The sequence below is a fragment of the Pseudomonas sp. R2-37-08W genome, from assembly GCF_003851705.1.
Lineage (GTDB): Bacteria > Pseudomonadota > Gammaproteobacteria > Pseudomonadales > Pseudomonadaceae > Aquipseudomonas.
The window spans coordinates 4,794,477-4,820,638 of sequence record NZ_CP027728.1 but is presented as its reverse complement, the minus strand read 5'-3'; the positions used below and the strand labels follow the sequence as shown (position 1 = coordinate 4,820,638).

Below are 26,162 nucleotides of genomic sequence, written 5' to 3'. Positions count from 1 at the left end.
TGGGTGCTTTCAAACAGGGAGCCATCGCGATGCACTTAGGAAAAGTCACCCCCATCCTGCGGATTTTCGACGAGGCCAAGGCGCTGGAATTCTATGTCGAATTCCTCGGGTTCAAGGTCGATTGGCAGCATCGTTTCGAGGCGGATTTTCCGTTGTACCTGCAGGTGTCGCTGGGCGAGTGTGTGCTGCATTTGTCCGAGCATCATGGCGATGCGTCGCCGGGCGCAGCGGTGCGGATCCAGGCGCAGGGGATAGACGCGTACCAGCAGCAATTGCAGGCCAAGGGCTACCGTTATGCCAAGCCTGGCGTTGAGGAAACACCTTGGGGCTCGCGGGAGATGAGTATCAAGGACCCGTTTGGGAATCGTGTGGTGTTTGTTGAGGAGGGTGAGAGCTGAGAGGTAAATCGCAGACAATAAAAAACCGCCTTAGTAGGGCGGTTTTTTTGCAATCCAGTGAGTGGCTGGATCGCGACCTCAAAGATGCATTGACCTGCAGGCGGATATTAACCTTGGTCTTATCATCACGCAAGATTGAACGGTGGCCAGTGCTCCTCGATTATCAAACTTCTCTCTCAGTCGAAAAATTCTGCAATAGATCCCACGAACAATACTGGATATTTGGCCACTGCTTGTCACACCTTCACGTGGAGTTTTGGGTAGTCTCTCCTTCGTTCTGCGTTTGTCGCTTTTGGGTGCGCCGGGTATGCGCGCGATTTTCGGACCGACCGCCACGGGCTAGTAATCCGTGCCGGATTCAAGCGGAAGGCCCATCAACCCGGCCGCCTCAAAGATGCATTGACCTGCATCCAAAGGCCCACATGTTCCGGTAAGTGCGCTGGAGGTAAGGCCCAACTCACGGAGGGCCGAGTATGTCTAAGTTTGCACGACGTACATGGAACCTCGTAGTGAACTGCCTGCGTGCTTATCACGTATGGAAGTTTCTGCGGGACAGCTTCGATGACCGTTAAGGTTTGAGAAGTGAAGCCGCCTCGGTTAATCCCGAGGCGGTTTTTTTGATTTCTTACACCCGGAAATGACTGACCATCTGCTGCAACTGGCTACCCAAACGCGCCAATTCCACGCTCGACTTGGCCGTCTCGTCGCTCGCCGTTGCGGTCTGCTCCGACACGTCGCGCACGTTCACAATGCTGCGGCTGATCTCTTCGGCCACGGCGCTCTGCTCTTCGGCGGCGGCGGCGATCTGCTGGTTCATCGACTGGATATTCGACACGGTACGGGTGATGTTTTCCAGCGATACGCCAGCCTTGCGCGTCAGCTCGACGCTGCTGTCGGTGAGGCTGCGGCTGTTGTTCATCACGTTGGCCACTTGTTGGGTACCGTTCTGCAAGCCGGCCACCAGGCCTTCGATTTCCTCGGTGGATTTTTGCGTGCGCTGGGCCAGGCCACGTACTTCGTCGGCGACCACGGCGAACCCACGACCGGCTTCACCGGCGCGCGCTGCTTCAATCGCTGCGTTGAGGGCCAGCAGGTTGGTCTGTTCGGCCACGGCCTTGATCACATCCATCACGCTGCCGATCTTGTTGCTCTCTTGTTGCAGATGGGCCATGGCGTCGGTGGAGCGCGCCACTTCAGCCGCCAGGCGTTCGATCTGGGCGATGGCCTCGGCCACAACTTTATCGCCCGCGCGCGCTTGGCCGTCGGCATCGGCGGCGGCCAAGGAGGCCTGTTCGGCGTTGCGTGCCACTTCCTGCACGGTGGCGGTCATTTCATGCATCGCCGTGGCGACCTGGTCGGTCTCGATCTTCTGGCTGTTGACGCCAGCGCTGGTCTGCTCGGTCACCGCCGACAGTTCCTCAGCGGCGCTGGCGATCTGGGTCACGCCATCACGAATCCCGCTGATCAGTTCACGCAAGGTGGTGCCCATGCGCTGGATGCCTTGTTGCAGCACGCCCAGCTCATCACGACGAGTCACCTGAATGTTGTGGCTCAAGTCGCCGGAGGCGATGCGTTCGACCACCGCCAGGGTGTCTTGCAGCGGACGGGTGATCTGGCGAGTGATCACCAGCGCCGCGATGATGCCCACCAGTAGGGCGAGCAAGGTGCTGATCAATTGCAGGCTACGGGCCTGGGCGCTTTCGGCGTCGCGACGTTCCAGCTGGATGTCGTACAGCTTGTCGCTGATCGTGACGATATCGGTGCCTTGGGTGGTCATCTCGGCACGGGCGGTAACGATGTTGGCGTTGGCGGCCTTGTAGCTCTGCACGGCGCTGCGATAGGCACCGAGTGCGGTGTCCAGCGCGGCCAGCGCGGTTTGCTGGCTGGCGCCGAAGACGGCGTTGAGGCTTTTCAAGCTCGCGATGGCTTTGTCGATTTGTGCAGCGGCGCGGGCTTCGTTTTCTGCGTTGACAGTGTTGGTGTAACCCCGCACTTCGTAGCGCGCCAGCATGAACTCTTCCTTGGCGTCGGTCACGGCCTGGAACTGAGCGAAACGCTCCGGGCTGTCGGGCATCTGCTGCACGCTGGTGTCCAGGGCGTTGATTTGTGCGTTGGCGATGTCGGCTTTGTCGCCCATGACCTGGCGCGCAGCATTGCCGTTGCGATAGGCCTCGCGCATTTTGTTCAAGGACTGCTGATAAGCCGTGATGACGGCTTTCTGTTCATTGAGCAGCTTGAGGTTTTCCGGGCTCTTGAAGCTGTCCAGCAGTTTCTGTTGCTGGGCGGCGAAGGCGTCGAGGCTGGTCTGCACGTTCTGCGCCACGGCTTCGTCACCGTTGGCCAGCATGTATTGCAGGCGCACGATGCGCAGCTTGGTCAGCGAAGCATTGAGCTGGGTGATGTCGCTCATCCAGTTGCTGCGGTCGATCAAACCGCCCAGGCTGGTCCAGCCGGTGAGTGCCAGGATCGAGGTGAGGACCAGCACCAGGCCAAAGCCCAGGCCGAGTTTGAGGTTGACGCTGATGTTACCGAACCAGCTGTTCATCGAAAGCTCCTTGAGAGTGATGTCTGTCTGCTGGACGGGGTGTTGTTGTTTGAGCCAGCCAAGATGTGTAGGGCTGTATCGGCGGCAAAGGGCAATTCTGAAATACTTTTCTCGCTGGCCGTCGAAAGGGCGCTCGATCCATGCCGGGATCGGGACAATGATCGGATACCAGCGCTACGCCCGGCGCTCTGGCAGCCGGGGAGGGGGCTGATCATGGGCCGGTCTTGTGTGCTAGTCTGCGGGCCCTTTTAGTTTTGGATGGCACGGGAAACCGTGTTGTCCTACAGCGGAGCCTCTTCATGTCCGAAGTTAATCTGTCCACCGACGAAACCCGCGTCAGCTACGGTATCGGCCGTCAGTTGGGCGACCAACTGCGCGACAACCCACCACCGGGTGTAAGCCTGGACGCGATCCTGGCCGGTCTGACCGACGCGTTCGGTGGCAAGCCAAGCCGTGTTGACCAGGAGCAAATGGCGGCCAGCTTCAAGGTAATCCGCGAAATCATGCAAGCTGAAGCTGCGGCCAAAGCTGAAGCCGCTGCAGGCGCCGGCCTGGCATTCCTGGCTGAAAACGCCAAGCGTGACGGCATTACCACCCTGGCTTCGGGCCTGCAATTTGAAGTGCTGACTGCCGGTGATGGCGCCAAGCCGACCCGTGAAGACCAGGTGCGCACTCATTACCACGGCACTCTGATCGACGGCACTGTATTCGACAGCTCCTACGAGCGTGGCCAGCCTGCAGAATTCCCGGTGGGCGGCGTGATTGCCGGCTGGACCGAAGCCCTGCAGTTGATGAATGCCGGCAGCAAATGGCGCCTGTACGTGCCGAGCGAACTGGCTTACGGCGCTCAAGGCGTTGGCAGCATCCCGCCGCACAGCGTTCTGGTGTTCGACGTCGAGCTGCTCGACGTTCTGTAAGACCTGCTGTTGATCACCTGTAGGAGCGAGCTTGCTCGCGAAAAACGTCAACGATGACGCGGGCATCCTGGATGAACGCGTTGTTTATGCGGTCTTCGCGAGCAAGCTCGCTCCTACAGCGTTTTACAGGGTGGTTCATGGGTGGAACTTGCCATTGAGCTCCGTCGCCGGGCGCAACGCTCGGGCATAGCAGAACAAAAACAGGTTTCGCACCACTTCCTTCAGCACCCCAGGCTCACTGGAACTCAGGCCATTCACGTCCAGGTCGCCTTGGTCCTGCAGTTCATTCAGCGCTTCTTCTTCCAGCACAGCACAGACTTCGCCGGTTTCCCGATGCAGGATCCGCAGGTAGGGGTGTGGGCGGTCCAGCCAGGCGTCTATCAAATAAGTCATGGTCGTTCTCCTTGATGGGTTTCAATGAGAATAATTCTTATTCGTAGAATAGCAAGTGCCTATTGGCGGTTTGCGCTTTTTTCTGTGTGGAGATTGAGGCGGGTCAAGCAACAGGGCGAAACGCCATCCCACGGCGGGCGTGGGATGGTTGCAGCACGATCAGACTTTACGCACGAACTCGGACTTGAGTTTCATCGGGCCGATGCCGTCAATCTTGCAATCGATGTCATGGTCGCCATCGCACAGGCGGATGTTCTTGACCTTGGTGCCGACTTTCACCACCAGGGAAGTGCCCTTGACCTTGAGGTCCTTGATCACGGTGATGGTGTCGCCGTCCTGCAGGACATTGCCCACAGAGTCCTTCTTCACGGTTTCATCGCCGACTGCTTCGGTCTCGCCATTGGCGGACCACTCATGGGCGCATTCCGGGCAGATCAGCTGGGCGCCGTCTTCGTAGGTGTATTCGGAATTGCATTTCGGGCAGGGTGGCAACGTGCTCACTAAAGCTCCTTGAGAGTCAGGATGGCTAAAAGTCGCACATTATATAGGGGATTGTGGTCTTACAGGTTGTATGAAATCCAAATGTGGGAGGGGGCTTGCTCCCGATGGCGGTGTAACAGCCAACTTATCCATTGGCTGACACTCCGCTATCGGGGGCAAGCCCCCTCCCACATTGGCCCGCGTGTATTTTAGTGCGTACGCGCGACCGCAAATTCGCTCAGCTCAACCAATGCATCCCGGTATTCGCTGGCGGGCAGGGCTTGCAGGCACTGGATCGCACGGGCTACGTAGTCACGCGCCAGTTGCGCGGTGTACTCCAGCGAGCCGGACGCTTCGACGGCGGCACGGATGGCTTCCAGGTCTTCGATCCCGCCTTTCTGGATCGCCTTGCGCACCAGGGCGGCCTGTTCCGGCGTGCCTTCGCGCATGGTGTAGATCAGCGGCAGGGTCGGTTTGCCTTCGGCCAGGTCGTCACCGACGTTCTTGCCCAGGGTCTCGGCGTCGCCACGGTAGTCGAGCAGGTCGTCCACCAGTTGGAACGCCACGCCCAGGTGATCGCCAAAGGTACGCAACGCTTCGGCCTGTTCGGCGGTCGCGCCACACAGCGCGGCGGCGCTGTGGGTGGAGGCTTCGAAGAGCATCGCGGTCTTGCCGCGAATCACTTCCATGTAGGTTTCTTCGGTGGTGCTGGCGTCGCGGACCTTGGACAGTTGCAACACTTCGCCTTCGGCGATGATGCGCGTGGCCTGTGAAAGAATTTTCATCACTGGCATCGAGCCCAGTTCGACCATCATTTCGAACGAGCGCGAGTACAGGAAGTCGCCCACCAGCACGCTCGGGGCGTTGCCCCACATGGCGTTGGCGGTCTCGCGGCCACGGCGCATGCCGGACATGTCGACCACGTCGTCGTGCAGCAGGGTGGCGGTGTGCAGGAATTCGATGGTGGCCGCCAGCAGGCGCAGGTCATCGCCTTCGCGGCCCAGGGCCTTGCCGCACAGCAACACTAATAAAGGACGCAGGCGCTTACCGCCCGCCGACGTAATGTAGTCGCCAATTTTGGCGACCAGCGGCACTTTAGACGTCAGCTGCTGCTTGATGATGCCGTCGACGGCGCTAAAATCGTCCGCGACCGCGCGGTAGAAAGCTTGGGGTTGCATCAGCGACAGTCGCTCCAGAAGGGTTGCGCGGCATGCTAGGACCCATGCCCCTGGGTGTCAAGGCGCGATGGACGGCCTCTTGCAACGCGTCTATTGCTTGCGTACAATCGCGCACCCTGAACTTCCTGGGCAGCACCTGCCTTACGCAATTGCATTCGGGACGTCCATCCCATGCAGCCATGCCAGCCAATACCTCTTCTTATAAAGCGCTGGGTGAGCAGGATTATCGGAGAAATACCATGTCGTACGCAGTAATTGTTACTGGTGGCAAGCAATACAAGGTCGCCCCAGGTGAATACCTGAAGATCGAAAAACTGGAAATCGCTACTGGCGAATCCGTTACTTTTGATCGCGTTCTGTTGGTCGCCAATGGCGATGACGTGAACATCGGCGCTCCAGTTGTTGCTGGCGCTACCGTTGTGGCTGAAGTGATCTCCCAAGGTCGTCACGATAAAGTCCGCATCATCAAGTTCCGTCGTCGTAAGCACCACATGAAGCGTATGGGCCACCGCCAGTGGTACACCGAGATCAAAATCACCGGTATTCAGGCTTAATTTCAGCCTAATTCCTCACTAGGAGAATTGACTCATGGCACACAAAAAAGCTGGTGGTAGTACCCGTAACGGTCGCGACTCAGAAGCCAAACGCCTTGGCGTGAAGATGTATGGCGGCCAGAAAATCATTCCGGGCAACATCATCGTGCGTCAGCGCGGCACCCAATTCCACGCCGGTTACGGTGTTGGCATGGGTAAAGATCACACCCTCTTCGCGAAAATCGAAGGCGTGATCAAGTTCGAAGTAAAGGGCGCGTTCAACCGCCGTTACGTGAGCGTTGTCGCAGCTTAATTGCGAGATCGCTGGAAAAGCCCTGTCTTGCGACGGGGCTTTTTCGTTTGTGGAGTGAGTCTCTTGCAAAGCTGTTTGTAATGGCGAGGGCAGCAGGTTTTGCAGTCGTTGCTTGAGGTCGCTGCGCTCATTTTTGCAAGAGTCTTATGTCTTGGTTTCTTAAGCTCGTCCGTGCGGCGAGAGGCGTTTTGTTATGAAGTTCGTTGATGAAGTTTCCATCCGAGTAAAAGCAGGCGACGGCGGTAACGGTTGCATGAGTTTCCGTCGCGAAAAGTTCATTGAAAACGGTGGCCCAAACGGCGGTGACGGCGGCGACGGCGGTTCCATCTACATGATGGCCGACGAAAACCTCAACACCCTGGTCGACTACCGTTACACCCGGCACTTCGATGCCGAGCGTGGCTCCAACGGCGGCAGCACCGACTGCACCGGTAAAAAAGGTGAAGACCTGGTACTGCGCGTACCGGTCGGCACCACGATCATCGACTCGGCCACCCAGGAAGTGATCGGCGACCTGACCAAGGCCGGCCAGAAGTTGATGGTTGTGCAGGGCGGCTGGCACGGGCTGGGTAACACCCGGTTCAAGTCCAGTACCAACCGTGCACCGCGCCAGACCACGCCGGGCAAACCGGGCGAGCAGCGCGACCTCAAGCTGGAAATGAAAGTACTCGCCGACGTAGGCCTGCTGGGCCTGCCGAACGCCGGCAAAAGTACCTTCATCCGCTCGGTTTCGGCCGCCAAGCCGAAAGTCGCCGACTACCCGTTCACCACCCTGGTGCCAAACCTGGGCGTGGTCAGCGTCGACCGTTGGAAAAGCTTTGTGGTCGCCGACATTCCTGGCCTGATCGAAGGCGCTTCCGATGGTGCAGGCCTGGGGATTCGCTTCCTCAAGCACTTGTCGCGCACCCGTTTGCTGCTGCACCTCGTCGACATGGCGCCGCTGGACGAAACCAATGCTGCCGATGCCGCCGAAGTGATCGTCAGCGAACTGACCAAGTTCAGCCCGGCCCTGGCCGAGCGTGATCGTTGGCTGGTGCTGAACAAGTGCGACCAGATCCTTGAAGAAGAGCACGAAGAGCGCGTCAAGGAAATCGTCGACCGCCTGGAGTGGGAAGGTCCGGTCTACGTGATCTCGGCCATCGCCAAAGAAGGCACCGAGCGCCTTTGCCGCGACATCATGCGTTATCTGGAAGACCGCGCCGACCGCCTGGCGGCCGACCCGGTGTTCAAGGCCGAACTCGCCGAGCTCGACCAGCAGATCGAAGACGAAGCCCGTGCCCAGCTGCAAGCGCTGGACGACCAGCGTGCCTTGCGCCGCAGCGGCGTGAAGTCGGTGCATGACATCGGCGACGATGATTGGGACGAGGAAGACGTGGATGATGAAGACGGTCCGGAAATCATTTACGTGCGCGACTGATTCGTTGCGATAAACTTGAACGCCGCTCCTTTGGAGCGGCGTTTTGGTATCCGGGTATAACGTTATGGGCGGCGCTGGGTCGCGCGGCCCTCACTCTAAGGTTGAAGATGATGCGGAGCAAAGTGACAGGTGCGCAGCGCTGGGTCGTAAAGATCGGCAGCGCGTTGCTGACGGCCGATGGCAAGGGACTCGATCGCGCAGCCATGAGCGTCTGGGTCGAGCAGATGGTGGCCTTGCATGAGGCCGGTGTCGAGTTGGTGCTGGTCTCGTCCGGGGCGGTTGCCGCCGGGATGAGCCGCCTCGGCTGGACCGCGCGACCCAGCGCGATGCACGAACTGCAAGCCGCCGCCGCCATCGGCCAGATGGGCCTGGTGCAAGCCTGGGAATCGAGCTTTGCCGAGCACGGCCGCCACACGGCGCAGATCCTGCTGACCCACGACGACCTGTCCGACCGCAAGCGCTACCTCAACGCCCGCAGCACCTTGCGTGCGCTGGTGGAGCTCAAGGTCATCCCGGTGATCAACGAGAACGACACGGTGGTCACCGACGAAATCCGCTTCGGCGACAACGACACCCTGGCTGCCCTGGTAGCCAACCTGGTGGAAGCCGACCTGCTGGTGATCCTCACCGATCGCGACGGCATGTTCGACGCCGACCCGCGTAACAACCCTGATGCTCAGCTTATCCATGAAGCGCGAGCTGATGACCCGGCGCTGGACGCCGTGGCCGGCAGTGTCGGCGGCGCCTTGGGCCGTGGCGGCATGCAGACCAAGCTGCGCGCCGCCCGCCTGGCCGCGCGCTCCGGTGCCCACACCATCATCGTCGGCGGGCGCCTGGAGCGCGTGCTGGACCGTCTCAAGGCCGGGGAGCGCATCGGTACGCTGCTGTCGCCCGAGCGCGGCATGCTGGCAGCGCGCAAGCAATGGCTGGCCGGGCACCTGCAAACCCGTGGCACCCTGGTGCTCGACGCGGGAGCGGTGTCGGCGTTGTCCCAGGGCAACAAGAGCCTGCTGCCGGTGGGCGTCAAGTTGGTGCAAGGCAGCTTCCGCCGAGGCGAGATGGTGGTGTGCGTGGCGCCGGATGGTCGTGAGATCGCCCGCGGCCTGGCCAACTACAGTGCCCTGGAGGCGCAGAAGATTATTGGACAATCGTCAGAAGCGATTGTCGGACTCTTGGGCTACATGGCGGAACCGGAACTGGTGCACCGCGATAACCTCATTCTGGTTTAAACGAAGGAATACCCGATGCGCGTAATGAAGGGATTGCTTGGCCTGTTGCTCGCCATGCCACTGCTGGCCTCGGCCGAAGAGATTGCCCAGGTCTCGACGGTCTTCAAGTTTGTCGGCCCCAACGACCGAATTGTGGTCGAAGCGTTTGACGACCCCAAGGTCGATGGTGTGACTTGCTATCTGTCACGTGCCAAGACCGGTGGCGTCAAAGGCGGCCTGGGCCTGGCCGAAGACCGCGCCGAAGCCTCGATTGCCTGCCGCCAGGTCGGCCCGATCCACTTCAAGGGTGAGCTCAAGGACGGTGACGAAGTGTTCAAGGAACGCACCTCGCTGGTGTTCAAGACCATGCAGGTGGTGCGTTTCCTCGACAAGAAGCGCAACACGTTGGTGTACCTGGTCTACAGCGACCGCCTGATCGAAGGCAGCCCGCAGAACGCGGTGACGGCGATCCCGATCCTGCCGTGGCCGACCGCTCAGTAACCTGCAGGCGGGTTTTGTTACGGGCGTCTATAATTGCGGGCTTGCGGGTTGTAAGCTCAAGGCGTCGCGAGGCGTAGAAAAATAGGATATCTGGAGTTCGTCATGAGTGCTTTCCACGACCTGAAACTCAAAGCGTTGGATGGGCAAGAGCTGCCGCTGGCGCCTTTCAAGGGGCAAGTTGTGCTGGTGGTCAATGTGGCCTCCAAATGCGGCCTGACCCCGCAATATGCGGCGTTGGAAAACCTCTATCAGCAGTACAAGGACCGGGGTTTCACCGTGCTCGGCCTGCCGTGCAACCAGTTTGCGGGCCAGGAACCGGGCACCGAGGAAGAGATCCAGCAATTCTGCAGCCTCAACTATGGGGTGACCTTTCCCCTGGGCAGCAAACTCGAGGTGAACGGGCCAGAGCGTCACCAGCTCTACCGCCTGCTGGCGGGCGAGGGCGCTGAATTTCCTGGGGATATCACCTGGAACTTCGAGAAATTCCTGCTCGGCAAAGATGGCCGCGTGCTGGCGCGTTTTTCGCCACGTACGCCACCGGACGATCCATCGATCATCCAGGCCATCGAAAAAGCCCTGAGCTAACCCTGCCACTGTAGGAGCGAGCTTGCTCGCGAAAATCGCCAACGATAACGCGTGTGCTCTGGATGTACGCGGCGTCCTCAGGCGCTTCGCGAGCAAGCTCGCTCCTACAGGTATTCGGTTGCTTTTATCGCCTTAATCACCCAGATCAATAGTGCTACCCAGCACGTTGCGGCGCCCATATTATCCACATCATAAATCCGTCTTATGTGGAGTGCTCCATGCCCGTCCAAGCCTTGTTCAAACCCTTCCAGCTCGGTGCACTGCAACTGTCGACCCGCGTGGTCATGGCGCCAATGACCCGCTCATTCTCCCCGGGTGGCGTGCCCAATGCTCAAGTGATCGAGTACTACCGCCGTCGCGCCGCCGCCGGCGTTGGGCTGATCATCACCGAAGGCACCGTGGTCGGCCATCAAGCCTCCAACGGTTACCCCAACGTTCCGCACTTTTACGGCGAAGCGGCGTTGGCCGGCTGGAAGAAAGTGGTCGATGCGGTCCACGCCGAAGGCGGCAAGATTGTTCCGCAGTTGTGGCATGTGGGCGCCGTGCGCCGTATCGGTACCGAACCTGACGCCAGCGTGCCAGCCTACGGCCCGATGGAGAAGCTCAAGGATGGCAAGGTAGTCGTCCATGGCATGACCACCCAGGACATCAAGGACGTGATTAATGCGTTCGCCCAAGCAGCCAAAGATGCTCAACGCATCGGCATGGACGGAGTGGAAATCCACGGCGCCCACGGCTACCTGGTCGACCAGTTCTTCTGGGAAGGCAGCAACCAGCGTACCGATGAGTACGGCGGCAGCCTGGCCAACCGTTCACGTTTCGCTATCGAACTGATCCAGGCCACCCGCGCTGCGGTCGGCCCGGACTTTCCGATCATCCTGCGTTTTTCCCAGTGGAAGCAGCAGGACTACACCGCGCGCCTGGTGCAAACTCCCGAGGCGTTGGGCGAATTCCTCAAGCCGTTGTCCGACGCTGGCGTGGATATTTTCCACTGTTCCACGCGCCGGTTCTGGGAGCCGGAATTCGAAGGCTCCGACCTCAACCTGGCCGGCTGGACCCGCCAGCTGACGGGGAAACCGACGATCACCGTGGGCAGCGTCGGCCTGGATGGCGAGTTCCTGCAGTTCATGGTCAACACTGACAAGGTCGCGCAGCCGGCCAGCCTGGAGAACCTGCTGGAGCGTTTGAATAACGACGAGTTCGATCTGGTCGCCGTGGGCCGTGCGCTGCTGGTGGATCCGGATTGGGCCGTCAAGGTGCGCGAAGGTCGCGAGGCCGACATTCTGCCGTTCAGTCGTGAGGCGTTGACGAGCCTGGTGTAAGCGACGCCAGGGCGGGCACTGGGGGCCCGTCCTTGCATACATCGCGCAGCTGACGCTCGAATTGCTCGATGATCGCCGGCCATCCTTGGCGACTGGCGTGTTGCCGGGCATTGAGCCGCGCTCGGCGCAGCGTCTCGCGCTCTTCCAGCAGCCACACGGCCGCATCGCAAAACGCGTTCTCATCCCCCGGCATCGCCAGCACACCGTTGTAACCGTGGCGAATATGCTGGGTCGCGGCTGCCTGGTCGTAGGCCACCACACCCAGCCCGGACGCCATGGCTTCCAGCACCACATTGCCGAATGTTTCGGTCAGGCTGGGAAACAGAAACAAATCGCCCGAAGCATAATGCCGCGCCAGTGCTTCACCGCGCTGGGCGCCGCAGAACACCGCGTCGGGCAAATCGCGCTGCAACAGGCTGCGCTGCGGGCCGTCGCCGACAATCACCAGCTTGAGCCGTCGCGATGGATAGGTGGTCTGCAACGTATCGAAACAGCGTTTGAGCAGCCCGAGGTTTTTCTCTTGGGCGAGGCGTCCTACGTGCAGCACCACAATGTCGTTGTTCTCCAAACCCCAGCTCGCGCGCAAAGCATCGTCGCGTTTGGCCGGGTGGAACAGTTGGCTGTCGACCCCCCGCGACAGCATGCCAAGACGCTCGAAGTGCCGGCGCTCCAGTTCCAGGCGTTGACTCGCGCTGGGAACCAGCGTCAACGTCGACCGGTTATGAAACCAGCGCAGGTAATGGGTGACCAGGCGACTCAACACGCTCAAGCCGTACTGGTTCGAATACTGTTGGAAGTTGGTGTGAAAGCCGCTGACCACGCTGATGCCCAAGCGCCGCGCCGCGCGTAACGCCGACAAGCCCAACGGCCCCTCGGTGGCGATGTACAACACATCCGGACGCTGGCGGGTCCAGCGGCGCAGGAGTTTGTGCATCGACGATTGGCCCCACTGCAGCCCTGGATACCCCGGTAACGGCCAGCCGCGGCACAGCAGCAACTCATCGTCACTCGGCCGGCTCTGGTCGACGCCTTGGCGGGGACGCACCAGTTCGATTTGATGGCCGCGCGCGCGCAAACCGTCGCACAGGCGGCCAAGGGTATTGGCCACCCCGTTGATTTCCGGCGGGAAGGTTTCGGTGATCAGGGTGATGTGGAGCGAAGCTGTCGTCATGACCCACAGTGTCGCTGCGGGCCATGTCTTCATTGTGTCACTGGGATGATGGATTTATGACCGAGCCACCTGTTGCCCCGCCATCGCTTCGGCACCTTGCTCGCGCACCCAGAACAATGTGGCCCCGGCGACCGCCGCCGGCATCATCAGCAAGTTGACCACCGGCACCAGCAGCACCAGGTAGACGATCCCGCCAAAACTCATGCTCTGCCAGCGCTTCTGGCGCAGCCAGGCGAGCATTTCGTTCCAGCCCAGCTTGTGGTTGTCGGCCGGGTAGTCGATGTATTGGATCGCCATCATCCACACGCCGAACAACAGCCACAATGGCGCGGCGATCAGGTTGACCACGGGAATGAACGACAGGATGAACAGGCCGATGGCCCGTGGCAGGAAGTAGCCCAGCTTGCGCATTTCCCGGGCCAGGGTGCGCGGGATCATCGCGATCAGCTCGCCCCAGCTGAACGGTGGGAAGTCGTCGGTGCCACGCACCACGATCTCGACTTTCTCCGCGAGAAAACCATTGAACGGCGCGGCGATGATATTGGCGAGCATGGTAAAGGTGAAAAACACCATCAACACCACCAGCACCACGAACAGCGGCCACAGCAGGTAATTCAAAAAGCTCAGCCAGCCGGGCAGCGTGGGCATCAGGTGGTCGACCCACAGGCTGAATTGGTGGCCTGCAAAGTAGATCAGGCCGACGAACAGCACCAGGTTGATCGCCAACGGCAGCAGGACGAACAGGCGCAGGCCGGGGCTCAACACCAGTTTGAGGCCTTCGCGCAGGTATTGCGGGCCGGAAAGAGCGGGGGCGGGCATGGAAGACTCCGAGCAGAAGGGCGAACGCGCCGACCTTACCGGCTTTGCCGTGGCGGTGAAAGTGGCGACATCAGCGGTTACACCTGAGTGGACAAGAAGGTCGATCAAACCGGTCGACTGCATAGAGACCACCTATGAGCTGGATTGTTATTCCGTATTTCCTTAATCTTGCTCCCCTCTATACGCTGCACCCATTATTTTCAGGATCTGCGAGTTCAAGCCTTCCCCAAGTGCTTCGCGGTCCTTTTTTATTCCAGCCGCCTTGTTGTCCGGGCGGTCGATAGGAGTGAGTCATGTCTGATACCCGTCATTCGCGAGTGATTATTCTCGGTTCCGGCCCTGCCGGTTATAGCGCTGCGGTCTACGCTGCCCGCGCCAACCTCAAGCCGCTGCTGATCACCGGCATGCAGGCGGGCGGTCAGCTGACCACCACCACCGAAGTCGACAACTGGCCGGGCGACGTCCACGGCCTGACCGGCCCGGTGTTGATGGAGCGTATGAAAGAACACGCCGAGCGCTTTGAAACCGAGATCGTGTTCGACCACATCAACAAGGTCGACTTTTCCAAGAAGCCTTACAGCCTGACAGGCGACAGCGGCGTGTACACCTGTGACGCGTTGATCATCGCCACCGGCGCCAGCGCCCGTTACCTGGGCCTGCCATCGGAAGAAGCGTTCATGGGCAAGGGTGTTTCCGCCTGCGCGACCTGCGACGGTTTTTTCTATCGCAACAAGCCAGTGGCTGTGGTCGGTGGCGGCAACACCGCCGTGGAAGAGGCGCTGTACCTGGCCAACATCGCCAGCACCGTGACCCTGGTGCACCGCCGCGAAACCTTCCGCGCCGAGAAGATCCTGATCGACAAGCTGCACGCCCGTGTCGCTGAAGGCAAGATCATCCTCAAGCTCAACGCCACGCTGGACGAAGTCCTGGGTGACAACATGGGCGTGACCGGTGCGCGTCTGAAGAACAACGACGGCAGCTTCGACGAGCTGAAAGTCGACGGCGTATTCATCGCCATCGGCCACACCCCGAACACCTCGTTGTTCGAAGGTGTGCTGGAAGCCAAAGACGGTTACCTGGTGGTGCAGGGCGGCCGTGAAGGCAATGCCACCGCCACCAACATCGACGGCATCTTCGCGGCCGGCGACGTGGCTGACCACGTCTACCGCCAAGCCATCACCTCGGCCGGCGCCGGTTGCATGGCCGCCCTGGATGCCGAGCGTTACCTCGACGGTCTGAAAGACGCCTCGTTCTAAGCAACGCTGCAAAACAAATGTGGGAGGGGGCTTGCTCCCGATAGCGGTGTGTCAGTCAGTACATTGGGTACTGGACCACCGCAATCGGGGGCAAGCCCCCTCCCACATTTTGATCTGTGTGTGACTCAGGATTTGCGGGTCAGCGGTTCGGCGGTGAACTTCACACCGGTCAGCCCATTGGCAATCAATGCGCGGATGTTGCCATGGTCACTGCCGTCAGGCGTAGCCACCACTGAACGGTAATGCTCGCCAAACGCCAGCAACGCTTCCTGATCGCTCAACCCTTCCAGCAACGCCAATCCAAGTGTCTTGCACGAACCTTCGTTCTGGCCGGCGGCATTTTCCACCTCGCCGTTGGTGAAGGCTTGCGGCTGGTAGTCGTAACCTGCGGCAACAAAGGCCAGGGTGTCGGCAAACGCGTGTTTGCCGCTGTTAAGGCTGGCGCGCAGGGTGTTCAGGTCAGTCATGGGCTTTTCCTTTGGCAAACGCCGCGTGTTGGTCGGCGCTGGCTTCTTTCTGGTATTGGGCTTTCCACTCGGCGTACGGCATGCCGTACACCACTTCACGGGCGTCATCAAGGCTCAGTTCGAGCTGGCGCTCATCGGCCTCGGCCTTGTACCACTTGGACAGGCAGTTACGGCAGAAGCCGGCCAGGTTCATCAGGTCGATGTTCTGTACATCCTTGCGGCTGTCCAGGTGTGACACCAGCCGGCGAAAGGCGGCGGCTTCAAGCTCAAGGCGTTGTTGGTCGTTCATAGGGCTCACTTGACTATCAGCGGCTGGCCGCCAGAGTGATCGAAACCGACTCGGCAAAGCGCAGCGCATGGGGTTTGTCGACTTCGACTTCGGCGTACAGCACCGACTCGTTGCTCATCACCAGGTCGAGCAGCTCCTGGGTCAGGCGTTCGAGCAAGGCGAAGCGGTTGCCTTCGACGTGGGCAATGATGGCCTTGGTGATGGTGCGGTAGTTCAGCGCATGGTCGATGTCATTATCGCGCACGGCTTCCTGGGCGGCATACAGGATGGTCAGGTTGATCAGCACATCCTGCTTGTTGAGGATTTCATCCTTGTTGATGCCGATAAAGGTGCGCAGGCACAGGTCCTTGACCCGGATGCGCGCCATGCCTGGTTGAAGTTGTGGCATTGCTACTTGCTCCGTCCAATCAGTTGCAGGAACTCCATGCGCGTGGTGTTCGACTCGCGGAACGCGCCGAGCATCACCGAGGTGTTCATGGTTGAATTCTGTTTTTCCACGCCGCGCATCATCATGCACATGTGCCTGGCTTCGATCACCACCGCCACGCCGGCGGCCTGGGTCACGTCCTGGATGGCGTCGGCAATTTGCCGCGTAAGGTTTTCCTGGATCTGCAGGCGCCTGGCGTACATGTCGACGATGCGCGCCAGTTTCGACAGGCCCAGCACCTTGCCGGTCGGAATGTAGGCCACATGGGCCTTGCCGATAAAGGGCAACAGGTGGTGCTCACACAGCGAGTACAGCTCGATGTCCTGGAGGATCACCATCTCGTCGTTATCGGAGGCGAAGAGCGCGCCGTTGACGATTTCTTCCAGGTTCTGCTCGTAGCCATGACACAGGTATTGCATCGCCTTGGCGGCGCGCTTGGGGGGGTCGAGCAAACCTTCGCGTTCCGGGTCTTCGCCCAGGCCTTTGAGGATTTCGCGGTAATGGTGGGGCAGGGACAAGGTCATACAACATCCTCAAAACGGCTTACTTGATATGCCGCCCGCCGTTGACGGTCAGGGTGGTCCCGGTGACATAGGGGTTGTCCAGCAGGTAACGCACGCTCTGGTAGATCACCTCAGGCCCGGGTTCGATGCCCAGCGCCGACTTGGCCAGGACCTTGGCACGGTAGGCTGCGTCGTCGCCTTCATTGAACATCACCATGGCCGGCGCGATGCCGTTGACCTTGATCAGCGGCGCGAACTCTGCGGCGAACGACAAGGTAAGGCTGTCGAGCCCGGCCTTGGTGGCGCAATACGCGATGTGCTGGCGGCTGCCCTTGCGTACCACGTCATCGCTGATATGCACGATATCGGCCGGTGTCGAACGTTGCAGCAGGGGTGAACAATGCCGGTTGATCAGGTACGGCGCAAGCATGTGCACGCTGAACATGTCGGTAAAGGCGTGGCTTTCGTCGTCAGGCGTTTCCGCGATCCAGGCCGAGGCGTTGTGGATGATCGCGCGCAGCGAGTCGGTATGTGCCTTCAACTCAGTGATGAACGCCACAATCCCCGCTTCGCTGGAAAAATCGGCAAACAGGCCGACCGCACCGCGTTCGCGCAGCAGTTGCACTCCTGGGCGTTCGCTGCGGTAGCTGAAGATGACCGATTGCCCTGCGTCCAACAAACGCTCGGCGCAATACAGGCCGACGCGCTGGCCGGCACCGGTGATCAGGATCGGGGCGTTGGTTGCAGTCATGGGAGGCTCTGGTCGCTGGCAGGTGGAAACTATACCAGCGACCCGTCTCCCCTGTACTCAGGCAGCGGCTTCGCTGGCCTTGCGTGGTGGCGTGGGATGCAGCCAGTTCGCCAGCAGGTGCGTCGACAGCGGAATAAAGAAGTACACCATCAGCGGTGTGAGCGCCAAGGTGCTGACCAGCACCCGGCTGAACAGGTCCAGTTCGCCGAGCAAGGGTGCCAGGCCAAAATTGAACAGCAGCGACACCGGGAAAAACGCCAGCCAGATCGCCACCGCCTGTTTCCAGCGGGGTGGGCGGGCTCCCACGGCGCCAAACCAGCCATCGATGCCGCTCACGCGGTGCTCGGACGGGTCGGCAAACAGCTCGCTGCCACGGCTCAGCCAGGCACTGCGCGAAGCGGAAAACTCCCAGGCATGCAGGGTTTTTTCGTCGGCGAAGCGGAAGATGATCTGGAATTCATCGTCATTGGGCGGCGGGGCCAGCACGCCGGAACCCAGGTAACCGGGGAAGTCGGTGGCCAGTTGTTCGCCCTCGCGCAGCCAGGCCATCAGCTCTTCATAGCGACCTTTGGCCACGCGGCGCGCGACCATCAAGGTGACGGGTGAGGTAGACATGGTATATCTCCAAATGTACGGGTGCGCTGAACCGGGTAGGTGGCGCACAAAGAGGCGGCCGGGTGAGGCCGCTCTCTTAAAAAACAGGCAAGGATTATTCCTCTTTTGCCGAAATACACCAGAGACGTTGGTCCGATAAGTACGGCCTTGAAAAAGACAGGTTGATAAGCGTTAAATACCCTTCAGCCAGCATTGCCACATTTGGTCACCAATGCCCTTGATTACTGCTCCGATTGATAGCATTTCGCGTCTGATTTCGACAGATTCAGATCAGCTTTTTCCGATTCGCGAAGTCTCGAGATTGACAGGCGTAAACCCGGTCACCCTGCGAGCGTGGGAACGGCGCTACGGGCTGATCCAGCCCATACGCACCGAAAGCGGGCACCGTCTCTACTCCACGGCCGATATTGAGACGGTCCAGCGTATTCTTGATTGGACTGAACGCGGCGTAGCGGTGAGCAAGGTTGGCAAGATTCTGGCGCGTGACGATCAACAGATCGAAGCGATTCGTGCCGAGCGCGACGCGGCCGAAGACAGCGAATGGCCGCAGTGGCGAGCCCGGCTGATGCATGCCATCAGTGCGTTCGACGAGCGTCAGTTGGAGAGCGTGTATGGCCAGGTGTTCTCGACCTATCCGCTGAACGTTGCGTTTCAGGACATTCTGATGCCGTTGTGGCGCGACTTGCTGCGCTACCAGGGCCGTTTCGGCCAGGCCAGTGAATGGCTGTTTTTCGATTCTTTTCTGTGCATGCAGACGTTGCTGCGCGTGCAGGTGGCAGACGCGTCGCCCGCCCCCCAGGTATTACTGAGCGCCCTGCCGGGCGAGTGCCGCAAATTGGAGCTACTGGTGGCGGCGCTGTTGATGAGCCGGGAAGATTTGTCCGTGAAGGTGCTGGGCTTGGAGCAGCCGGTCGATGAGTTGACCCTGGTCTGTGAAAAGATCCGCCCCCAGGCGCTGGTCATGTTCTCCAATCACTCGCATAAGCATGACCTGGCTGCGCGTCTGAACCGCTTGGCGTTGACCCTGGACTGCCCGCTGTTTCTCGCAGGCGCTGCATCGGACCTGTTGCAGGCCGATCTGGCCGGCACGTCCATCGGCTGCCTCGGCAGCGAAGGGCGCCAGATGCAGCGCCGTTTGCAGCAGTTTCTCAGTGGCGGTCTGGATACCTGATCTCAGGCATGTACATGGGGATGCACCAGACGATGCTGGTGCAGGATGAATTGGCGCAGGCGCTCGATTTCACCTGCGTCACTCTGATTCAGGCGGTAGGCAAACAGGCCCCGGGCGGTTTCCCGCTCCAGCGTGCCACGCAACGCAATGCGTTCGTAACCGGACGGACTGAACCACAAAGAAAAGGTTTTCGGCGGTTTGGCTCGGCCACGCCCTTCCACCAGCACACCCTTGAATGACACTTCGTGCACCCACAGCGCACTGGCGTAGCCCTTGATGTTCTCCAGGGCCACCGGTGTTTCAAGGGCCAGGCGCCACGGGCGGATCATCGGCCCGTCTTCAAAGATACTCGGCACGCCCAGGCGCAGATGCACCGCATGAAACTCATCTTCCACCAGATGCAGGGGAAAGGTCAGTTGCTGGTTATCGAACTGCGCCTGGATGGTGACCTGGTCGTGAGCGGCCAGCCGCGTAAGCAAATCGCGAATCTGCGCACCGCCATTCACCGTCAGGCTCGACCATGCATCCCGCAGGTTGAGCTGCGGGTTGTGCTGCATGTCCTGGATAAACGCCAGTTCGTCCTGGGTCAAAAGAGCATCGCGGTGCATGGATATAGCTCAAAGTTGGGCATTAAAAGGCCATTATCGCTCTAAAGACCGCCATTTTTACAGCTTGTTAATTCCACTCGTCACCTTGAGCGCCGCCAGCTCAGCTTTAAGCTCGGCTACCTGGGCTTCCAGCTGGGCGACGCGTTGCTGCGCTTTTACCTGGACGGTGACGTCTTTTTGCACGCCGACGAAATACGTCTGCTGGTCGGCCGCGTTGTACACCGTTGACAGTGATAACTCGTTCCAGAAATGTGTGCCGTCCTTACGGTAGTTGCGCAGGATTTCCCGGCACGCGCCACCGCTGTCGAGCGCCTCGCGGATCGCCATCAGGCCTGGCTGGTCACGGTCGCCCGCCTGCAGGAAACGGCAATCCTGATAAAGGATGTCGTCCAGAGTGTAGCCGGTCAGGCGTTCGAAGGCCGGGTTGACGTAGATCAGTGGCTTGTCTTCGCCTTCTCGTTCGGCGACGACAATCCCGTCGTTGGAGGCGTTGATGACCATTTGCATCAGCTTGGCGTTGATCATTGAGCGGTCCATGGCTTGTTGTTGAGGTCTGAAGTTTATGACACGTCTTGAATGTTGCACGGCGCGCGCTGAGAAAACTGCGCCAGCTGCTAATATCCTACGCTTTCGCTCAATTACAGGATCAGATTGATGAAAGTCGCCATCCTTTCCGGCTCGGTCTACGGCACAGCTGAAGAAGTCGCTCGCCACGCCGAAAAAATCCTCAAAGCAGCGGGTTTTGAAGCCTGGCACAACCCGCGTGCCACGCTGGCCGACGTGCAGGCCTTCGCGCCCGAGGCGTTCCTGGCGGTCACATCGACCACCGGCATGGGCGAGCTGCCCGACAATCTGCAACCGCTGTACTCAAGCATTCGCGACCAGCTGCCCGCCGCCTGGCGCGGCCTGCCCGGTGCGGTCATTGGCCTGGGCGACGCCAGCTACGGCGATACCTTCTGCGGCGGCGGCGAGCAAATGCGCGAAGTATTCAGTGAGTTGGGCCTGCGCGAAGTGCTGCCGATGCTGCGCCTGGACGCCAGCGAAAGCGTGACCCCGGAGACCGACGCCGAGCCGTGGCTGGCCGAGTTGATTACTGCACTGCAGCGCTGACCGACCCCGTGAGGCGCTGTCCGCGTGTTTTTATTGACGGCGCTTCTCTGACACCGTTTGTACTATTCTCCAGGCTGACTCGCTCAGTCATCAAGCTGGCTGCGAAGGCAACTCCGCAAGCCAGGGCGTCTGACTAGACTGGCTCATCACTTAAAAAATAATAATAAATGCGCCAAGGAGGTCATTATTGTGAGCCTAGCCCCCGTTCTATCGTCACAGAATGTCAAAGATCAGGTCAGCGCGGCCGAATGGCAAGCCCGTGTCGACCTGGCGGCCTGCTATCGCCTGGTGGCGATGCACGGTTGGGATGATCTGATCTTCACGCATATTTCCGCCAAGGTGCCGGGCACCGATGATTTCCTGATCAACCCCTATGGGCTGATGTTCCACGAAATCACCGCCTCAAGCCTGGTCAAGGTGGACCAGGCCGGCAACAAGCGCATGGACAGCCCCTATGAGATCAACCCCGCGGGCTACACCATCCACAGCGCCATCCACGAAGTGCGCCACGACGTGACCTGCGTGCTGCACACCCATACTGCCGCCGGCGTCGCCGTGTCTGCGCAAAAGCAGGGCGTGCTGCCGATCAGCCAGCAATCGCTGTTTGTGCTGTCGAGCCTGGCCTATCACGCCTATGAAGGCGTCGCGCTGAATCACGATGAAAAGGCGCGCTTGCAGGAGGACCTGGGCGAACACAACTTTCTGATGCTGCACAACCATGGCCTGCTGACGTGCGGCGCGACCATCGCCGACACCTTTCTGATGATGTTCACGTTCCAGCGTGCCTGTGACATCCAGGTACTGGCGCAGAACGGCGCTGCCGAGTTGATTACCATCGAGCCGCAGATTCTGGCCGGTGCCAAGGCGATGGTGGCGGCTGTCACAAAAAGCGCCCAAGGTATGGGCGGTGCGCTGGCCTGGCCGGCGCTGCTGCGCAAATTGGATAACCAGGACCCCGGGTATAAAAGCTGATGCCACTTGCCGAAATACCGCTCAGCGCCTGGCGCAAACGCGGCCAGGATTTCGTCTTTCGCGGCCGCTCCATTCGTTATTGGGTGGCCGGGCAGGGCGAGCCGCTGCTGCTGATCCATGGCTTTCCCACGGCCAGTTGGGACTGGCATTACCTGTGGCAGCCCCTGGCCCAGCGCAATCTGGTGATCGCCTGCGACATGCTCGGCTTCGGCGAATCGGCCAAACCGCTGGATCACGAGTATTGCCTGCTGGAGCAAGCCGACCTGCAACAGGCGTTGCTTGAACACCTGGGGGTGGCAGAACCGGTGCACATATTGGCCCATGACTATGGCGACAGCGTTGCCCAGGAACTCCTGGCCCGGCATTACGAAGGGCGGTTCCAGATGGCCAGTTGTGCGTTTCTCAACGGTGGGCTGTTCCCCGAAACCCACCGCGCAACCTTGGTGCAGAAGTTATTGCTCAGCCCCTTGGGCTGGATGATCGGCCGAGCTTCCGGACGAAGTAGCCTGGCCAACAGCTTTAACCAGATTTTTGGTCCCCGGACGCTACCCAGCGAAAGCGCCCTGGATGATTTCTGGAGTTTGATTGAACACAACGACGGCCCGCGCATCCTGCACAAGCTGATCAACTACATTCCCCAGCGCCGTCGCCTGCGTGACCGCTGGGTGGCAGCGATGCAGCGCGGCGATGTGCCGTTGCGCGTCATCGACGGTGAGGTCGACCCCATTTCGGGCGCGCATATGGTTGAGCGCTATCAACAGCTGGTGCCGAATGCCGATGCCATCTTGCTGGCCGATATCGGCCATTACCCACAGATCGAGGCGCCGGTCCAGGTGCTCAGGCATTACCAGGCGTTTCGCGAGCGTATTGGCCTGCGGTCAGCGCGTCCGGCCTATTCCTGAGCCTTGCGCCCCCAGGCGGCATCATCCCGCTGCCTTATCGAGCACCATTCAGCGTCGGCCGTATTTATTGTGACCCAAGGCCCGGTGCCGGACACTCTGCCCATTGCCATTGTCGCCCAAGGAGTTCGGTATGAGTCAGTCAGTGCAGTTGCAGGATAAGGTCGTGATCGTCACCGGTGCTGGCGGCGGTTTGGGCCGCGCCCATGCGCTGCTGTTCGCCCGACACGGGGCCAAGGTGCTGGTCAATGACCTCGGTGGCTCGACCCAGGGCGAAGGCGCCAATGCCTCGGCGGCCGACCGCGTGGTGGCCGAAATCCGCGCAGCGGGTGGCATTGCGCACGCCAACCATGACTCCGTCACCGATGGCGATAAAATCGTACAGAACGCACTGGATGCCTTCGGCCGCATCGACGTGGTGGTGAACAACGCCGGTATCCTGCGCGACAAGACCTTCCACAAGATGGATGACAGCGACTGGGACCTGGTTTACCGGGTGCATGTCGAAGGCGCCTACAAAGTCACCCGCGCCGCCTGGCCGCATCTGCGCGAGCAGGGCTATGGCCGGGTGATCTTCACCGCGTCCACCTCGGGCATCTACGGCAACTTTGGCCAGTCCAACTACGGCATGGCCAAGCTTGGCCTATATGGCTTGACCCGCACCCTGGCGCTGGAAGGGCGCAAGAACAACATCCTGGTCAACGCGATTGCGCCCACCGGCGCCACACGCATGACCGAGGGGCTGATTCCGCCGCAGGTGTTCGAGCGCCTCAAGCCGGAACTGATCAGCCCGTTGGTGGTGTACCTGGGCAGCGAAGCCTGCCAGGAAACCTCGGGTTTGTTCGAAGTGGGCGGCGGCTGGATCGGCAAGACGCGTTGGGAGCGCAGCCTGGGCGTAGGCTTTGACCCCGAAGCGGGCTTTTCGCCGGATGACGTGGCGGCGCACTGGCAGCAGATCTGCGACTTCGAAGGCGCGGCGCACCCCAAAGACACGATCGAGGCATTGAAGGAGATGATGGCCAACTTGCAGAAGTTCAGCCTCTGATCGTTGCCGTAAAAACAGTGAATCCCACGGGGCGTCAATGGCGCCCCGTTTTTATTCCAGGCATAAAAAAGGCCGCTGCACAGGCAGCGGCCGAAGTAAGACGTTGGATCAAGGAGCGATAAATCAACGTCAGTGAACACTGGTAACAGATTGAATGTCTTGGCAATCCGTTGAATTCAAGCTTTTCTCCAGAACCTCGGAGCGGGCTGTTTGCCCTGAAAGCGAAGTAAGCATAGTCGGTTGTAACAGAATGAGTAATAGCGGTTCAGGACAAGGACTGTTACCAAAACGACAATAATTCGGCGCATGCCATCGATGCTTCTGATAGGCCACCATCCATCCAATCCATGACGCGCGCCGCACCCATGGCCCGCGCGGCCCGTCATCCTTTCGAGCGACAACACGAATACCTCCTTGGTGCGCTTATCGCTCCTCCTGGGCAGCAGTAGGGTGGGGCCTTCTGTCACTCACCGGGGAAGACGCATGACAAAAACAACAATGCGCGCCATCTTCACGCCACAGGCGCTGGCCGCTGCGGTTGCCTTGGGTTGCTGTGCCCAGGCCCACGCTGTTTCGTTCAATATTGGCGAGATCGAAGGGCAATTCGATTCCTCGCTATCGGTCGGCGCGAGTTGGGGCACGCGGGATGCCGACAAAAGCCTGGTCGGCACCGTCAATGGCGGCACGGGCCAGGCGTCCACCGGGGATGACGGGCGCCTGAACTTCAAGAAGGGCGAGACCTTCTCGAAAATCTTCAAGGGCCTGCATGATCTTGAACTGAAATACGGCGACACCGGTGTGTTCGTGCGCGGCAAGTACTGGTACGACTTCGAGCTCAAGGACGAAGACCGCGAGTTCAAGCAGATCAGCGACCACAACCGCAAGGAAGGCGCCAAATCCAGCGGTGCGCAGATTCTCGATGCCTTCGTCTACCACAACTATTCCCTGGGCGACCTGCCCGGCACCGTGCGCGCCGGCAAGCAAGTGGTCAGTTGGGGCGAAAGTACGTTCATCGGTAACTCCATCAACAGCATCAACCCGATCGACGTGTCGGCGTTCCGTCGTCCGGGGGCCGAGATCAAGGAAGGCTTGATCCCGGTGAACATGCTGTTCGCCTCCCAGAGCCTGACCAATCAGCTCACCGTAGAAGGTTTCTACCAACTGGAATGGGACCAGACTGTGCTGGACAACTGCGGCACCTTCTTCGGCGGTGACGTAGCGGCGGATGGCTGCACCGGTAACTACACGGTGGGCAGCCCGGGGATTGCACCGCTGCAACCGATTGCAGCGGCACGCGGCCAAGGCTTTGTGGTCACCCGCGAGGGTGTGGTGGTGCAGCGCGCCGCGGACCGTGATGCGCGTGACTCCGGCCAGTTCGGCGCCGCCTTGCGCTGGCTGGGTGACGACACCGAATACGGTCTGTACTTCATGAACTACCACAGCCGCACCCCGACCGTGGGCACGATTACCGCCAATACCAACCTGGCAACCATCGGCGCCATTGGTGCCGCCGCTCCGCCGGGCTTTGGTGGGGCCCTGGCCCAGAGCACCATGCTCGGGCGTGGCCAGTACTACCTGGATTACCCGGAGGATATCCGTCTGTTCGGTGCCAGCTTCTCCACCACCTTGCCCACCGGCACGGCGTGGACCGGCGAAATCAGCTATCGGCCCAATGCGCCCGTGCAACTCAACACCACCGACCTGACCCTGGCGCTGGTCAACCCGATTGCCGGCAACACCGCGTCGCCGATCCGCAGTTCGTTTGGCGCCGACAACAAAGGCTACCGTCGCAAGGAAATCACCCAGATCCAGAGCACCATGACCCAGTTCTTCGACCAAGTGCTGGGCGCCGAGCGCCTGACCCTGGTGGGCGAAGCGGCCGTTGTGCACGTCGCCGGCCTGGAAGACAAAACCCGACTGCGTTATGGCCGTGACTCGGTGTACGGCGCCTATGGGTTCCAGGGTGACACCGACGGTTTCGTCACCTCCACCTCCTGGGGCTACCGCGCGCGGGCGATCCTTGACTACAACAACGCGATTGCCGGGGTGAACCTCAAGCCCAACCTGTCCTGGTCCCATGACGTGGCCGGCTACGGCCCCAACGGCTTGTTCAATAAAGGCGCCAAGGCGATCAGCGTCGGCGTGGATGCGGACTACCGCAGCACCTACACCGCCAGTCTCAGCTACACCGACTTCTTTGGCGGCGACTACAACACCCTGACCGACCGCGACTTCCTCGCCCTCAGCTTCGGCGTGAACTTCTGACTTG

30 protein-coding genes and 2 pseudogenes are annotated in these 26,162 nt (G+C 60.4%); 17 read left to right on the top strand and 15 right to left on the bottom strand.

Features of this window, described 5'->3' with window-relative positions; all coding sequences use genetic code 11:
• The first annotated feature begins 29 nt into the window (after positions 1–29).
• Complete coding sequence (locus C4J93_RS22270; protein WP_124430479.1) at positions 30–398, top strand: glyoxalase superfamily protein; 369 nt, start codon at positions 30–32, stop codon at positions 396–398.
• A 625-nt stretch (positions 399–1,023) separates the two neighbouring features.
• Here the strand turns inward: C4J93_RS22270 and C4J93_RS27825 are convergent.
• Positions 1,024–1,617, bottom strand: a pseudogene (locus C4J93_RS27825) (methyl-accepting chemotaxis protein); the annotation flags it as partial.
• 309 nt (positions 1,618–1,926) lie between these two features.
• Positions 1,927–2,943, bottom strand: a pseudogene (locus tag C4J93_RS27820) (methyl-accepting chemotaxis protein); the annotation flags it as partial.
• A gap of 299 nt (positions 2,944–3,242) precedes the next feature.
• On the opposite strand from C4J93_RS27820, the gene C4J93_RS22260 reads away from it, so the two are divergent.
• Positions 3,243–3,860: an FKBP-type peptidyl-prolyl cis-trans isomerase gene (locus tag C4J93_RS22260; RefSeq protein WP_065951187.1), complete on the top strand. Its 618-nt coding sequence runs from the start codon at positions 3,243–3,245 to the stop codon at positions 3,858–3,860.
• A 135-nt stretch (positions 3,861–3,995) separates the two neighbouring features.
• Here the strand turns inward: C4J93_RS22260 and C4J93_RS22255 are convergent, their stop codons facing one another.
• The 3 genes from C4J93_RS22255 to C4J93_RS22245 all read right to left on the bottom strand — a co-directional run bounded on the left by C4J93_RS22255 (position 3,996) and on the right by C4J93_RS22245 (position 5,911).
• A complete protein-coding gene (locus C4J93_RS22255; RefSeq protein ID WP_003194088.1) occupies positions 3,996–4,253 on the bottom strand; it encodes a hypothetical protein in 258 nt (85 codons plus the stop codon).
• A 159-nt stretch (positions 4,254–4,412) separates the two neighbouring features.
• The gene (locus C4J93_RS22250; RefSeq protein WP_124430477.1) at positions 4,413–4,754 is read right to left on the bottom strand and encodes a zinc ribbon domain-containing protein YjdM; all 342 of its coding nucleotides are present in this window, start codon (positions 4,752–4,754) and stop codon (positions 4,413–4,415) included.
• Positions 4,755–4,942: 188 nt separating this feature from the next.
• Positions 4,943–5,911, bottom strand: a complete 969-nt coding sequence (locus C4J93_RS22245) for a polyprenyl synthetase family protein (RefSeq protein ID WP_124364369.1) — start codon at positions 5,909–5,911, stop codon at positions 4,943–4,945.
• 239 nt (positions 5,912–6,150) lie between these two features.
• Between C4J93_RS22245 and rplU the strand changes: the two genes are divergently transcribed.
• The 7 genes from rplU (at position 6,151) to C4J93_RS22210 (ending at position 11,790) form a co-directional block, all read left to right on the top strand.
• Positions 6,151–6,465, top strand: a complete 315-nt coding sequence (rplU, locus tag C4J93_RS22240) for a 50S ribosomal protein L21 (RefSeq protein ID WP_003176051.1) — start codon at positions 6,151–6,153, stop codon at positions 6,463–6,465.
• 34 nt (positions 6,466–6,499) lie between these two features.
• Positions 6,500–6,757: a 50S ribosomal protein L27 gene (gene rpmA / locus C4J93_RS22235; RefSeq protein WP_003176049.1), complete on the top strand. Its 258-nt coding sequence runs from the start codon at positions 6,500–6,502 to the stop codon at positions 6,755–6,757.
• A gap of 193 nt (positions 6,758–6,950) precedes the next feature.
• The gene (gene cgtA, locus C4J93_RS22230; protein WP_124364368.1) at positions 6,951–8,174 is read left to right on the top strand and encodes an Obg family GTPase CgtA; all 1,224 of its coding nucleotides are present in this window, start codon (positions 6,951–6,953) and stop codon (positions 8,172–8,174) included.
• Positions 8,175–8,284: 110 nt separating this feature from the next.
• Complete coding sequence (gene proB / locus C4J93_RS22225) at positions 8,285–9,403, top strand: glutamate 5-kinase (RefSeq protein WP_124365208.1); 1,119 nt, start codon at positions 8,285–8,287, stop codon at positions 9,401–9,403.
• Between the two features lie 15 nt (positions 9,404–9,418).
• On the top strand, positions 9,419–9,883 hold the full coding sequence (locus C4J93_RS22220) for a CreA family protein (RefSeq protein ID WP_124364367.1): 465 nt from the start codon (positions 9,419–9,421) through the stop codon (positions 9,881–9,883).
• A gap of 102 nt (positions 9,884–9,985) precedes the next feature.
• Positions 9,986–10,468: a glutathione peroxidase gene (locus C4J93_RS22215; RefSeq protein WP_124405251.1), complete on the top strand. Its 483-nt coding sequence runs from the start codon at positions 9,986–9,988 to the stop codon at positions 10,466–10,468.
• 218 nt (positions 10,469–10,686) lie between these two features.
• Positions 10,687–11,790, top strand: coding sequence for an NADH:flavin oxidoreductase (locus tag C4J93_RS22210; protein ID WP_124430476.1), 1,104 nt, complete (start codon positions 10,687–10,689; stop codon positions 11,788–11,790).
• Here C4J93_RS22210 and C4J93_RS22205 read toward each other — a convergent pair.
• Both C4J93_RS22205 and cysZ read right to left on the bottom strand, forming a co-directional pair.
• Positions 11,759–12,961, bottom strand: a complete 1,203-nt coding sequence (locus C4J93_RS22205) for a glycosyltransferase family 1 protein (protein WP_124430475.1) — start codon at positions 12,959–12,961, stop codon at positions 11,759–11,761. The genes C4J93_RS22210 and C4J93_RS22205 overlap by 32 nt on opposite strands.
• A 54-nt stretch (positions 12,962–13,015) precedes the next feature.
• Positions 13,016–13,780 carry a sulfate transporter CysZ gene (gene cysZ / locus C4J93_RS22200; protein ID WP_124371815.1) on the bottom strand — a complete coding sequence of 255 codons (765 nt, stop codon included), beginning with the start codon at positions 13,778–13,780 and terminating at the stop codon, positions 13,016–13,018.
• Between cysZ and C4J93_RS27195 the strand changes: the two genes are divergently transcribed.
• Together C4J93_RS27195 and trxB are read left to right on the top strand one after the other, a co-directional pair.
• Positions 13,779–13,946, top strand: a complete 168-nt coding sequence (locus C4J93_RS27195) for a hypothetical protein (RefSeq protein WP_164485271.1) — start codon at positions 13,779–13,781, stop codon at positions 13,944–13,946. The genes cysZ and C4J93_RS27195 overlap by 2 nt on opposite strands.
• Positions 13,947–14,073: 127 nt before the next feature.
• On the top strand, positions 14,074–15,036 hold the full coding sequence (trxB, locus tag C4J93_RS22190) for a thioredoxin-disulfide reductase (RefSeq protein ID WP_124364362.1): 963 nt from the start codon (positions 14,074–14,076) through the stop codon (positions 15,034–15,036).
• Positions 15,037–15,161: 125 nt separating this feature from the next.
• Here the strand turns inward: trxB and C4J93_RS22185 are convergent, their stop codons facing one another.
• The 6 genes from C4J93_RS22185 to C4J93_RS22160 are packed head-to-tail and all read right to left on the bottom strand — an operon-like array spanning position 15,162 to position 18,088.
• Entirely contained in the window at positions 15,162–15,503 is a 342-nt protein-coding gene (locus C4J93_RS22185; protein WP_124430474.1) for a HopJ type III effector protein, read from the bottom strand.
• Positions 15,496–15,792 (bottom strand): DUF1244 domain-containing protein, encoded by a 297-nt coding sequence (locus C4J93_RS22180; RefSeq protein WP_124430473.1) that lies wholly within the window; start codon positions 15,790–15,792, stop codon positions 15,496–15,498. The genes C4J93_RS22185 and C4J93_RS22180 overlap by 8 nt, the downstream gene beginning before the upstream one ends.
• A gap of 16 nt (positions 15,793–15,808) precedes the next feature.
• Positions 15,809–16,180 carry a dihydroneopterin triphosphate 2'-epimerase gene (gene folX, locus C4J93_RS22175; protein ID WP_124430472.1) on the bottom strand — a complete coding sequence of 124 codons (372 nt, stop codon included), beginning with the start codon at positions 16,178–16,180 and terminating at the stop codon, positions 15,809–15,811.
• A 2-nt stretch (positions 16,181–16,182) separates the two neighbouring features.
• Positions 16,183–16,743: a GTP cyclohydrolase I FolE gene (gene folE, locus C4J93_RS22170; RefSeq protein ID WP_124430471.1), complete on the bottom strand. Its 561-nt coding sequence runs from the start codon at positions 16,741–16,743 to the stop codon at positions 16,183–16,185.
• A gap of 19 nt (positions 16,744–16,762) precedes the next feature.
• On the bottom strand, positions 16,763–17,473 hold the full coding sequence (gene folM, locus C4J93_RS22165) for a dihydromonapterin reductase (protein ID WP_124364358.1): 711 nt from the start codon (positions 17,471–17,473) through the stop codon (positions 16,763–16,765).
• 57 nt (positions 17,474–17,530) lie between these two features.
• Positions 17,531–18,088, bottom strand: a complete 558-nt coding sequence (locus tag C4J93_RS22160) for an antibiotic biosynthesis monooxygenase (RefSeq protein WP_124371811.1) — start codon at positions 18,086–18,088, stop codon at positions 17,531–17,533.
• 211 nt (positions 18,089–18,299) lie between these two features.
• Here C4J93_RS22160 and C4J93_RS22155 point away from each other — a divergent pair, with 211 nt between their 5' ends.
• A complete protein-coding gene (locus C4J93_RS22155; RefSeq protein WP_124430470.1) occupies positions 18,300–19,259 on the top strand; it encodes a MerR family transcriptional regulator in 960 nt (319 codons plus the stop codon).
• 2 nt (positions 19,260–19,261) lie between these two features.
• Here the strand turns inward: C4J93_RS22155 and C4J93_RS22150 are convergent, their stop codons facing one another.
• Complete coding sequence (locus C4J93_RS22150; protein WP_124364355.1) at positions 19,262–19,867, bottom strand: hypothetical protein; 606 nt, start codon at positions 19,865–19,867, stop codon at positions 19,262–19,264.
• Between the two features lie 57 nt (positions 19,868–19,924).
• A complete protein-coding gene (locus C4J93_RS22145; protein ID WP_124364354.1) occupies positions 19,925–20,392 on the bottom strand; it encodes a PAS domain-containing protein in 468 nt (155 codons plus the stop codon).
• Positions 20,393–20,521: 129 nt separating this feature from the next.
• Here C4J93_RS22145 and C4J93_RS22140 point away from each other — a divergent pair, with 129 nt between their 5' ends.
• The 5 genes from C4J93_RS22140 to C4J93_RS22120 all read left to right on the top strand — a co-directional run bounded on the left by C4J93_RS22140 (position 20,522) and on the right by C4J93_RS22120 (position 26,158).
• Entirely contained in the window at positions 20,522–20,977 is a 456-nt protein-coding gene (locus tag C4J93_RS22140; RefSeq protein ID WP_124371808.1) for a flavodoxin, read from the top strand.
• A 189-nt stretch (positions 20,978–21,166) separates the two neighbouring features.
• Positions 21,167–21,949, top strand: coding sequence for a class II aldolase/adducin family protein (locus C4J93_RS22135; RefSeq protein ID WP_124430469.1), 783 nt, complete (start codon positions 21,167–21,169; stop codon positions 21,947–21,949).
• Positions 21,949–22,851 carry an alpha/beta fold hydrolase gene (locus C4J93_RS22130; protein WP_124430468.1) on the top strand — a complete coding sequence of 301 codons (903 nt, stop codon included), beginning with the start codon at positions 21,949–21,951 and terminating at the stop codon, positions 22,849–22,851. Before C4J93_RS22135 ends, C4J93_RS22130 begins: the two co-directional genes overlap by 1 nt.
• 130 nt (positions 22,852–22,981) lie before the next feature.
• On the top strand, positions 22,982–23,893 hold the full coding sequence (locus C4J93_RS22125; RefSeq protein ID WP_124430467.1) for an SDR family oxidoreductase: 912 nt from the start codon (positions 22,982–22,984) through the stop codon (positions 23,891–23,893).
• A 483-nt stretch (positions 23,894–24,376) separates the two neighbouring features.
• The gene (locus C4J93_RS22120) at positions 24,377–26,158 is read left to right on the top strand and encodes a DUF1302 domain-containing protein (protein ID WP_124364349.1); all 1,782 of its coding nucleotides are present in this window, start codon (positions 24,377–24,379) and stop codon (positions 26,156–26,158) included.
• The last annotated feature ends 4 nt before the right edge of the window (positions 26,159–26,162 follow it).